This is a genomic window from Xenorhabdus indica (assembly GCF_014467235.1).
GTDB classification, from domain to species: domain Bacteria; phylum Pseudomonadota; class Gammaproteobacteria; order Enterobacterales; family Enterobacteriaceae; genus Xenorhabdus; species Xenorhabdus indica.
In genome coordinates this window covers 1-822 of the sequence record NZ_NKHP01000100.1, presented here as the reverse complement: position 1 = coordinate 822, position 822 = coordinate 1, and the positions used below count along the sequence as shown (strand labels likewise).

Annotated in this window: 1 pseudogene; it reads right to left on the bottom strand. The window is 55.8% G+C overall.

Annotated elements, in window-relative coordinates:
* Nucleotides 1-822 (bottom strand): annotated as a pseudogene (locus tag Xind_RS19660) (RHS repeat-associated core domain-containing protein); the annotation flags it as partial.

The window sequence follows — 822 nt, the reverse complement described above, 5'->3', positions numbered from 1 at the left end:
CGGACGTTATGGGCGCGGTCGTATTGCCAGCTCCGGTTGACGGCGGTGGCCTGGGGTGGGAAGTGCGGATCGTTTTGCGCCAGCGTTTCCCGGAAAAATGGGGTAGCCTGACCCGCCGACTGATGTGCCAGCAGGCCAGTTGCCGTGTAGCGGCTGGCAAGGATAAACCCGTTGGCACTTTCGCGCACCGTTTCCCGCCCCAGCGCATCATGCTGGAAGGTCAGTGGCGCATGCTGGTTAAGCTGAAAGTGATTCAGACTCCCCGACAGGTTATAACCGAAGTGCAGGGTATTACCATCCACACTTTCGCTGACAGGACGTCCCGTCAGATTATCCCATTTGCGCGTGATTTCCCGCCCATTGATACGTTCACAGGTCGGCAGGCCAGTGGCCTTGTCATATTCGTATTCCACCACGGCATCGGCATTGGTGGCTTTTACCAATTGATATCGTTTGTTGTATTCGTAGGTGGTGGTGTCTTTAAGCGCTAACTTGCCGTCTTCCGGTTGCCAGCTTTCCTGTTTGATCAGTGAACCGGCAGCAGAGTAATACCAGCGTAACTGTTGTCCGTCGGGATATTGTGCCTGAATACGTCGCCCCAATGTATCGTACTGATAAGTGATGGTACGCCCGGTAAAGTCAGTTTCGCGGATAATCTGCCCGGCGGCATCCCGCTCATAACGATAGGTTTCACCGGTGGAGGCGGTCACTGAGTTCAGCCGGGTCAGCCGGTCATAGCCAAAGTGTAATACCGTGCCATCGGGCCGGGTAACCTGAGTCAGCAGGTCAAACGCGCCGTAAGTATAGCGGGTGGTACGGCCT